The organism is Acinetobacter sp. R933-2, from assembly GCF_030325485.1.
GTDB classification, from domain to species: domain Bacteria; phylum Pseudomonadota; class Gammaproteobacteria; order Pseudomonadales; family Moraxellaceae; genus Acinetobacter; species Acinetobacter sichuanensis.
On the sequence record NZ_JACAIJ010000034.1, the window covers coordinates 1 to 8,432 of the forward strand.

The following is an 8,432-nucleotide window of genomic DNA, read 5'->3' on the forward strand; positions in this document are numbered from 1 at the left end:
TTTTCTCTTCAGGACTCATGCCAAAGGTAACTATTGATTGAGCAGACTTCCATGCTCTTCTTTTATCTGCCTCTTTTAGGTATTGAATGGTACTGAATTTTTTCATGGGAAATATCTCATGTCGCATAAGAGATTAGTCATTACGAATACTTCTTTAAAGTTAATGGTTACCTATTAGTCATTGAATAGATTAGATACCTAGAACTATTCTATATCGTTTTTTTAAACTTAATAATTATGAGTAACTTATGAGAATTTTTTTATTTACGTTATTGGCTCTTGTTCTGACGGCATGTTCAAAACCTTATGATAAATATATTGGATACTGGAAGGCAGAGGGTACTAAATCGCCAAGGGTTTTAGAAATTTACAAAGAAGGTAAAGATACCTATCTTGTTAATGACAACATTCTCTCTGAAAAGGATTGGTTTGGAAATAAGAAGAACGGAACTGTTCTTGAACAAACGGATAAAGAGCTTGGCGTAAATAATGGTTTAACGGTGGTGAAGTTTAACGTGTCTGAAGATGGGAAAACTTTGAGAATTTCTAACAAGCAATACACTAAAATTAGTGAAGATGAAGTTCAAACTATCGTAAAAAATAAACAGGCTTGTGATGATCTTCGGACTAAGTATTTAGAAGAGGCTAAGACTTTCAATATTTTTGCAAAAACTGCCGAAAAAACTAAACAGGAACAAATCAAAGAAAGCTATTTAGCTAAGCAAAAAGAAATTTCGGATTGTAACTTTTATATCTCTAAAGCTTACTAATACGTAAGCTTTTTCAAAAGCGGGGATTTCCTCGCTTTTTTGATTTCGCATAAGAGATTTTATGTTAAAAAAAGCCAGTACATAGTACTGGCTTTTTTTTAGTTTACAGAATTTTCAAGAATGGTTCTGAAAATACCACTAACTCCTCCAAAAGCCACAGACCGCTTTTGAAGTGCAGAGTAAAGATCTTCATCTATTTTTAAACTAACACGTTTTTCCTTAGAAATTCTTTTTTCAGGATGGGGTGTTAAAGAAATTTCATGTTTAACAAATTTAGTCGCCTGATCTTTTAAATACTTACTAATACCTCCATTAGGTGTAAGTGTTTCCTTTGCTTGGCTATGTAGCTTCTCATCAACACGAAAGCTGATTTGAGTCGAATTAGTCATATAGTTGAACCGAATTAATATCTTCGACGATTATACTCTGGGATAGTGAAGGTAGTGTCTCCTCTTAATGGTAAAAATGCTCTCGTTTGTTCATTTATTGTGGAACACTTCTTCAAAATTTCTAATGGATCATCTGGTATATCACCACAATTACAAATTAAATTGCTTTTTAATATATCTATAGGAACTGTTTGGGATAAATGGATTAGTTCATTTTTTTCTAGTAATTCAATTGGCATTAAGAGGGATTTAAGATTTGACCTATCTTGATGAGGTTCAATAAACGTATTAATTGTAATTTTAGGATTATTTATAGAGTCTGTAACTGTAGCTGAAAATGTTTTAATTGGGTTGCACAGATAAAATTGATAGCTATGAGGCCAAAAATTTTTGGGAGCTGGGGTTTTATTAGCATCATTTGCTTTATGAGTACCATAAATATTTTCATAGTAATTTCTCATAATTTGTTTAAATCTAGAACATCTAGGAGAGTTATTCCATATTTCAAAAATTTCAAAACGGATATCATCAAATGATCCTTGTGAGAAATAAGGATAATCAGCTAATACTAGAACTATTCTATTTACATCTTCAGTTAGTACTTTTAAATCATTTTCAGAGCGAATAGTAAATAACCATTTAGAATCATTTTTTCTACTTATTTGATCTCCTCCACATAAACTACAACTAGTTTCTATTCTTAGTACTTTGTTTTTACACTTCTTATTCTTACATTCATCTACTTGATCAACCCGTGAACAAGATTTGATTTCAGATCCATCAATCAAATCATTGCCCCTCGCTCCAGTTCTCTCCCCTGGCATACCCGTAATTAACGATACTAAATGTTGACCGGGATAGCCGACTTTCATATTTGGTGTTTGTTGAGTAAGCCTAGACCATTCGACAGCTCTTTTTCTAGGAGCAATAAATAAATCTGAAAGTAGTTGAGGAACGTAATCAATACCATTAGGAATAGAAATTAAACGTGTATCAGGTTGCATATTGATTTCTATAAATAAAAAAAAAAGAATATCAATATCTTAGTAGAATAATTTTAGTATATATTTTTAAGATAGCATCTTGTACTATTAAGAGTAACATATTTAGGTTGTATATAGATGTTATCTAAAGCAATTGGGTCTCGTATCCAAGTATTGCGAATGAGAAAGAAATTAACTCAAGTGGAATTAGCAAAATTAGCAAAGGTACATCGTAGTTATCTTGCTGCTGTTGAAACTGGGGATAGAAATATTAGCTTGGAAAGCTTAGACAAAATAATCCATGCTTTAGACATGGATTATGATGATTTTTTTCAAGGACTTAATCGTTAATTAAGTTCAAAGATATTATTTTTAATATCAGTATGTGCTTTTATCCTTGAAAGAGATTTTTGATAGTATTCAGGATCCATCTCAAAACCTAAATAGTTTCGTCCATTCTGTAGACAAGATATAGCTGTTGTAGCACTACCCATAAATGGATCTAACACTAAATCATTCTTGTTACTACTAGCTAAAACCAATCTATTAATCAGTTCGAGAGGTTTTTGCGTTGGATGAATGCGACTTCTACGTTCTTTATAAAAATCAATATCATCCCATACATCTGTAAAGCCTAATTGAGCGTTAAAAGTGATAGACAGCTTTTCATATGGATATGAAAAATCTAAGATATTTTCTAATTTATTCCATAACTCAAGAGTTGGTAATTGTTCACATATATTTTTACCAGTATAAATGCTCCACATACCTCCACCATTAGATTTAACACCTAATAGTTCATTGATTTCCTTCGATTTTAATCCTTTCTTTTTTTGATGCTGCTTTAATAGTTCTCTAACGAATGGCTTAGGATCCTTGTAAAGAAATAGGATACTTTCAGTCACATTTGGGAACATCTTATAATTTTTAGTTGCTCTTCCTGAAACTGCTTGAATTCCTTTGTTAAGAATAATCTGCTGACGTAATTTTAAACCTAGATTCTCTAAATGAGGTAATAGATAAGAAAGTAAACGAAAATATCCAAATAGATAAAAGCTTCCGCCTTTTCTTAAACACCTATTAGCTTCTTTGAACCATAGTTTAGACCACTCGATGTAATCGTCTTCTGTTCTCCAGAGGTAATCCCATTTTTCTCCTACGACTTTGAAATAAGGAGGGTCTGCAATGATTAGATCTACGGATTCATCTGGAACATTTTTAAAACCATCGAGACAGTCTACGTTTAATATTTGATTCGTCATAATAACCAGTGCTTGTAACTTATAAGTAACACTCTAACATAAAATAAAACCCTTATAAAAGGGTTTTATTTTATTTAAAGCAATCTTGAATGAAATCACTCTTAACATGAATAATTATATCGATTTAAAAAAAAAATTCTATTTAGATCTTCTAAAATTAACATAATACACGTTATACGAAATGCTCTAAATTATTTGTTTTAATTCAATAGTTTATTTCGTATTGAAAAGCCCAATCACACCCGATTGGGCTTTTTTTATGACTTTTCACGTTCCACGCTTATTATTTGATCAATGTTTCACGACTTTGTTCATATCAGTTAAACAATCGTAGTTAATCATAGGGTCTAAAAAAACGGCTCCAAAAGCCCCTTTTCTCCGGTTCCTGGTCAATGTGCTCCGGTACTGGAATCCGCTTATTTTCCACCTGCTCCGGAGTAGTCAATCCGTCATCTTTCGGCTGAGTTTGGATCTCTACTTCTACAGGAGTTTCTCTTGGTTGAGTAGTCAATACATCATAGTTCGACTCACTTTTTGACCTAGTATCTGTTGCTATATCTAATTTTGGGTCGATAGAACTAGTTGTATAAGCTTTTGGAGCTTCTAGTAGGCGTTGTATTGCTTCAATTTGCTCATCTTTAACGTGTAACTGATCATTCTTAGCTTTTAGTTCCTCACGTTGGAACTGCTCACGCTCATGAGCCTGTTCAAGCTGTTTTTGAAGCATGTAAACCTGCTGTTCTAATAGGTGAACTTCTGACAACTTTCGTGTTTCGGTTGTCTGTGAACTGTTTACATTTCTAGAAGGTTCACCAAAGACTCGAATAGCTTCGGAAAGATCAATTTTACCGTCACTATTTTTACTTAAATTACCTTTATTAACTTGCTTATAAATGGCTTGACGAGTTATTCCATAGAGATTTGAAAGCTCAATAACAGATAGTGATTTCATCTTGTAATTTTGGTTGTCCATTATGTGAACTAAAATACATTAACAAACAGTCAACTGCTACATACACAATCGACCTTTATGCCTTAAAGCCTAAATTTTTAAGATGAGGAATAAGTTGTTTTTGTTTTATTGGATCTCGCAGCATATCTTTAATTTTAATAGCTAAGTCGTCATAACTTTCACCTTGTTGTGCTAGGTGAGATACTTCATGTAAGCGTGAAAGCTGATTACCGAACATATTAATTTGTGAATCTGTCAATTTATAAAAATTATTCTGTTCGGATTTATGCTCAATACTTTTTGATTTTTCTTTAAACGTGAAGTGAATGTGTGTGACTTTTCGACCTGTCTTTATTTGCTCGTAAGATACATTTAAAGGGCTATGTTCATTGATTTGAACTACAGCAGTATCAATAACCCATCTCTTTAAATCAGCAGACAATGGATATCTTTTCCCTAACTCCAACATACTTCTTAGAGATTCGATGGAAATCTCTCGTTTTCCTATGGAACGATATTGGCTTAGTAGCTCATAAATACGAATAGCATATGCGCTACTCATACCAGCAATATCAGATAGCGAATACTTAGTGAATTCACGGCTTAGATTAGAAATGAACGGCAAAATTTCTTTAGAAAACCGAATTCCTACAACGCTTTTACTTTCTAAAAAGCGTATGGATTGAATCCATCTCATTTTGATTGACTCATCATCAATAGCTAAATTAATTGATCTGTCATATAAGCGGTTTACACCATCTTTTAGATCTCTATAAGCTGTTTTTTCATGAACCCCAAGTTTTTTTAAATCATCAATAGTTACGCGATAAATTTCATCATCTGTAATATCTTCAGCCCGACTAATCTTACTAATAGCTGCTAAGACAATCCGTTGTTCTGTTGAGCTGAGTTGATATGAAGCCTCAATTACTTGATTTGATTTAACTACTAATTCTTTTTTAGATGTACTCATCATTTTTAATTCGATAAACTAACTATGAGTAATATAATTCTCTCATATTTGGTAGTCAATCCCTCATAGTTAAGTAGTCAATCCCTCATAGTTAGTAGTCAATCCCTCATAGTTAGTAGTCAATCCCTCATAGTTAGGAGCTGAAAGCCTTTCTGTTAAAGCCTTTCAGATAGCCTAAAAGATTTAAAAGATTTAAAATATATTAAAAAGGAAAGAATGAAAAATTGCCCTATGTTTTCGCTACGCTCAAACTCTATTGAATCTCGCTATCGCTCGATTCTTGGGGCAATTTTTAGTAAATCTCGTTATGACTTTAAAAAAAGCACAAACAATTCGGAATTCGCTTCGCTTATAGTGCTTTTTTTACTCGCTTTCGCTCGTTCTAGAATCAAATTTTGGCATTTGATTTACGCTCTTTTAGATTTCACATACTAAAAAACAGTTTTTCAAAGAGTCGAAGCGCGAATTTTAGTTATGCCGCTCGTAGACACTCGCTCGGTATATACCTTCTAGGTATATTGTGAGTTTTGAAATGGATCTTGATTTGTATTTTTGCAAAATAAGCTAAATGCTCTTGTTTTGCGATTACAGCCACTTTATTGATTTAGACGTAGCTAACTCAAAAATTGGTTTAAAAGTGGCTGTAATCGCATTTTATTGCGGTTTTAAGTGACTATCTGCTTCAAAGATATAAAGTTCTGTACCGTGGTCATCATATTCACATAATCCTTCAATAACTTTGATAAACAATTCTCTGCTTCGAAAGTAGTTTTCAGTTCTTGGATGAATATATTGATAAAGCGTGGTGTTACTGACCATTCTGAAAAAATTTTGGTTATTGACGATGGTATTTTTAACTTTTTCTGGATCTATATTTTCGGTTGATAAATTAAGTTTGTTCCAGGCGGCTAGTACTGCTCCACCTAAAGCATATTTGAGCTGATTTTCTGCATTACGTTTCTTTTGGGCGTCTGTCAGTTCTTTATGACTTTTTTGCAAAATTTCGCGCTTGTGTTCATTCTCCAGCCGGATCCGGTTTTCCAAGGCTGCTTTTTCAATTTTCTGGTAAGACTCCAGGGCACGATCCAGGCGGAAGAAATTATCCTGATCCATTTCCTGTGTCAGTAATGCCAGAATTTCTGTTTCGTTGGCCAGAAGGGGCTGCTGGTTTTTATCCTTTAGCTTGATCTGTTCAATGAGGGCCTGTCTTTTTAAAAACTGGTTTTTATCACGGTCTGCAGCTTTCAGTAGATTGAGCTGTTTGTCATTGAAGATGCCATTTGCTTGTTGAAGCAAGGTCAAAGCCTGCTGCTGGTTTTTCTTGAGGAAAGGGAGATTTTTAAGGAACTGCTGTAATGTCATGAGGTCATTTGAAGTGAGTATTTTCGCAGGTCTTCCACGGGCCGCCATCGCATTCTCCAGCATAAAATGGGTGAGGTTTTTGTGTTTTCAGTTTAGCATAGGCCGGCACGGGAAGAATTAAAAAAAATGTGGGAACATTTTTTTTAATTCTTAAGCTCGTTTCCGTGTTTTTAATTTGATACCATTACTACGCAATGATATCAAATTAAAAACACTTCTCCTCGTGCTCCGCAGGCTCTGCGAGGCCCCGTGAATTTGAAGGTGGGAATATGTTCTACTGCAATCTGGAACACACAACCAAAAAAGCCGTGAAGACCCGATCTGGAAAAGTGAAAAATGGTGCCACGGCCAAGAACAGATTTCATTACATTAGTCGGACTTCGCATTTCAAAAATTATAAAGAAAGTGCTTCTGAACAGATTGAATTTGTCAGATCGGGGAATATGCCGAGTTTTGCGGAAGGAAAGCCGGCTGTATTTTGGGAAGCTGCTGATATTTATGAACGCAGTAATGGGCGCACCTGTTCAAGCATGGTGGTGGCCCTACCGAAAGAATTAAACCAGGCGCAGCGGATTGAGTTGGCTGAAGCGTTTATTACCGAGTTTGCAGATCGTTACCGCTATCCATTCACCTGCGCTATTCATAATCATACGGGGTCCCTCGGAGGGCAAGAGCAGCCACATCTACACTTTATGTACAGTGAGCGACATGTGGATGGCATTGAGCGGACAGTGGCGCAGTTTTTTAGGCGTTATAACCCAAAGGATCCACAGAAAGGCGGTGCGCAGAAGCTTACGGCTGATGTATTAGGCATGGGAAAGGCCCAGCTGCAGTTGTATCGGCAAAAAGCTGAGGATCTGATCAATGAGAGTTTGATGCGTTATGCCCCAACTAAAATCGTTGAGATTAAGGGGATTCAGGTTGAGGTTCCGAGCTTGGTTAGTTGTTTGTCTAATCAGGAATATAATAAAAAGCATGGTACTCAGTTGCAGGATGTACCGGTGATGAATAAGGCGGTACGTTTTGCGCGTGAGAATGAGCCTGAGTTGTGGGCCAAGCGTGAAGAGATGGTGGCAGAGATCAATCGGCTACGTGCCGAAAATCGTTATGAGCTATATCGTCCCCTTTATGAGGCTGAATTAAAAAATCGACAAGAACTTGATGAACTGAGCAAGCAAGCTGAAACGCCACGGACGCGACAACACTGGTATGCGCAAGAGAAGTTATTGTTTTTACAGCATAATATGTTGCAAACTTTATTGAAAGATCCCCAAACGACTGAACCGATGACATTGATTCAGCATGATTTACAGGCTTGTATCGATCTTTTAAATACAGAGTTTTTTGAGCGAATTGAGAAATTACGCTATTTGGGGAAATTGCAACATCAGTTCGAAAGTGCAATAACGCATACAACAGAAATTTATCAGGTTTTAGAGGATCTTCAGCAGCAGATCATGACTGGTCGACAGGATCTGGTTATACGTTCACTGAAGAATACACCAGAGAAAAAATTAGATCGTGATGATGATTTTAGTCCTGGTTTTTAGGTTGATTATTTAAGGCACGCCACTGCATGAGGAGCACAGCTTCTTCATCTTCCCACGTACTTTCACCTGACTGGATTCGTTCAAAGCGTTCCCAGGATCTTTTTTCATGGCGTTTTTTCTCTTCAGGACTCATGCCAAAGGTAACTATTGATTGAGCAGACTTCCATGCTCTTCTTTTATCTGCCTCTTTT

General features: G+C 35.4%; 9 protein-coding genes and 1 pseudogene. 3 read left to right on the top strand and 7 right to left on the bottom strand.

Annotation, left to right across the window (positions count from 1 at the left end):
* Positions 1-248 precede the first annotated feature (248 nt).
* Positions 249-770: a hypothetical protein gene (locus tag HX005_RS19160; RefSeq protein WP_180005587.1), complete on the top strand. Its 522-nt coding sequence runs from the start codon at positions 249-251 to the stop codon at positions 768-770.
* A 98-nt stretch (positions 771-868) separates the two neighbouring features.
* Here the strand turns inward: HX005_RS19160 and HX005_RS19165 are convergent, their stop codons facing one another.
* Positions 869-1,159, bottom strand: coding sequence for a hypothetical protein (locus tag HX005_RS19165; RefSeq protein ID WP_180005588.1), 291 nt, complete (start codon positions 1,157-1,159; stop codon positions 869-871).
* A 14-nt stretch (positions 1,160-1,173) separates the two neighbouring features.
* Positions 1,174-2,163: a MamI family restriction endonuclease gene (locus HX005_RS19170; RefSeq protein ID WP_180005589.1), complete on the bottom strand. Its 990-nt coding sequence runs from the start codon at positions 2,161-2,163 to the stop codon at positions 1,174-1,176.
* A 117-nt stretch (positions 2,164-2,280) separates the two neighbouring features.
* Between HX005_RS19170 and HX005_RS19175 the strand changes: the two genes are divergently transcribed.
* Positions 2,281-2,493, top strand: coding sequence for a helix-turn-helix domain-containing protein (locus HX005_RS19175; RefSeq protein ID WP_180005590.1), 213 nt, complete (start codon positions 2,281-2,283; stop codon positions 2,491-2,493).
* Here HX005_RS19175 and HX005_RS19180 read toward each other — a convergent pair.
* From HX005_RS19180 to HX005_RS19195, 4 genes are all read right to left on the bottom strand, one after another.
* Positions 2,490-3,404, bottom strand: a complete 915-nt coding sequence (locus tag HX005_RS19180) for a DNA-methyltransferase (protein ID WP_180005591.1) — start codon at positions 3,402-3,404, stop codon at positions 2,490-2,492. The two genes, HX005_RS19175 and HX005_RS19180, sit on opposite strands and share 4 nt — an antisense overlap.
* 334 nt (positions 3,405-3,738) lie before the next feature.
* Positions 3,739-4,356 carry a plasmid replication DNA-binding protein gene (locus HX005_RS19185; RefSeq protein ID WP_026040226.1) on the bottom strand — a complete coding sequence of 206 codons (618 nt, stop codon included), beginning with the start codon at positions 4,354-4,356 and terminating at the stop codon, positions 3,739-3,741.
* A gap of 76 nt (positions 4,357-4,432) precedes the next feature.
* Positions 4,433-5,332, bottom strand: coding sequence for a replication initiation protein RepM (repM, locus tag HX005_RS19190; RefSeq protein ID WP_004763517.1), 900 nt, complete (start codon positions 5,330-5,332; stop codon positions 4,433-4,435).
* Between the two features lie 651 nt (positions 5,333-5,983).
* Complete coding sequence (locus HX005_RS19195) at positions 5,984-6,739, bottom strand: hypothetical protein (protein WP_005175443.1); 756 nt, start codon at positions 6,737-6,739, stop codon at positions 5,984-5,986.
* A gap of 221 nt (positions 6,740-6,960) precedes the next feature.
* Between HX005_RS19195 and HX005_RS19200 the strand changes: the two genes are divergently transcribed.
* Positions 6,961-8,241, top strand: a complete 1,281-nt coding sequence (locus tag HX005_RS19200; protein ID WP_180103227.1) for a MobA/MobL family protein — start codon at positions 6,961-6,963, stop codon at positions 8,239-8,241.
* On the opposite strand, the pseudogene HX005_RS19205 reads toward HX005_RS19200, so the two are convergent.
* Positions 8,225-8,432, bottom strand: a pseudogene (locus tag HX005_RS19205) (hypothetical protein); the annotation flags it as partial. The gene HX005_RS19200 and the pseudogene HX005_RS19205 overlap by 17 nt on opposite strands.

Excerpts from the sequence above, each read along its gene's own strand:
- HX005_RS19160 (WP_180005587.1), top strand. The coding sequence starts at position 249 with ATGAGAATTTTTTTATTTACGTTATTGGCTCTTGTTCTGACGGCATGT.
- HX005_RS19165 (WP_180005588.1), bottom strand. The coding sequence starts at position 1,159 with ATGACTAATTCGACTCAAATCAGCTTTCGTGTTGATGAGAAGCTACAT.
- HX005_RS19170 (WP_180005589.1), bottom strand. The coding sequence starts at position 2,163 with ATGCAACCTGATACACGTTTAATTTCTATTCCTAATGGTATTGATTAC.
- HX005_RS19175 (WP_180005590.1), top strand. The coding sequence starts at position 2,281 with ATGTTATCTAAAGCAATTGGGTCTCGTATCCAAGTATTGCGAATGAGA.
- HX005_RS19180 (WP_180005591.1), bottom strand. The coding sequence starts at position 3,404 with ATGACGAATCAAATATTAAACGTAGACTGTCTCGATGGTTTTAAAAAT.
- HX005_RS19185 (WP_026040226.1), bottom strand. The coding sequence starts at position 4,356 with ATGAAATCACTATCTGTTATTGAGCTTTCAAATCTCTATGGAATAACT.
- repM (WP_004763517.1), bottom strand. The coding sequence starts at position 5,332 with ATGATGAGTACATCTAAAAAAGAATTAGTAGTTAAATCAAATCAAGTA.
- HX005_RS19195 (WP_005175443.1), bottom strand. The coding sequence starts at position 6,739 with ATGGCGGCCCGTGGAAGACCTGCGAAAATACTCACTTCAAATGACCTC.
- HX005_RS19200 (WP_180103227.1), top strand. The coding sequence starts at position 6,961 with ATGTTCTACTGCAATCTGGAACACACAACCAAAAAAGCCGTGAAGACC.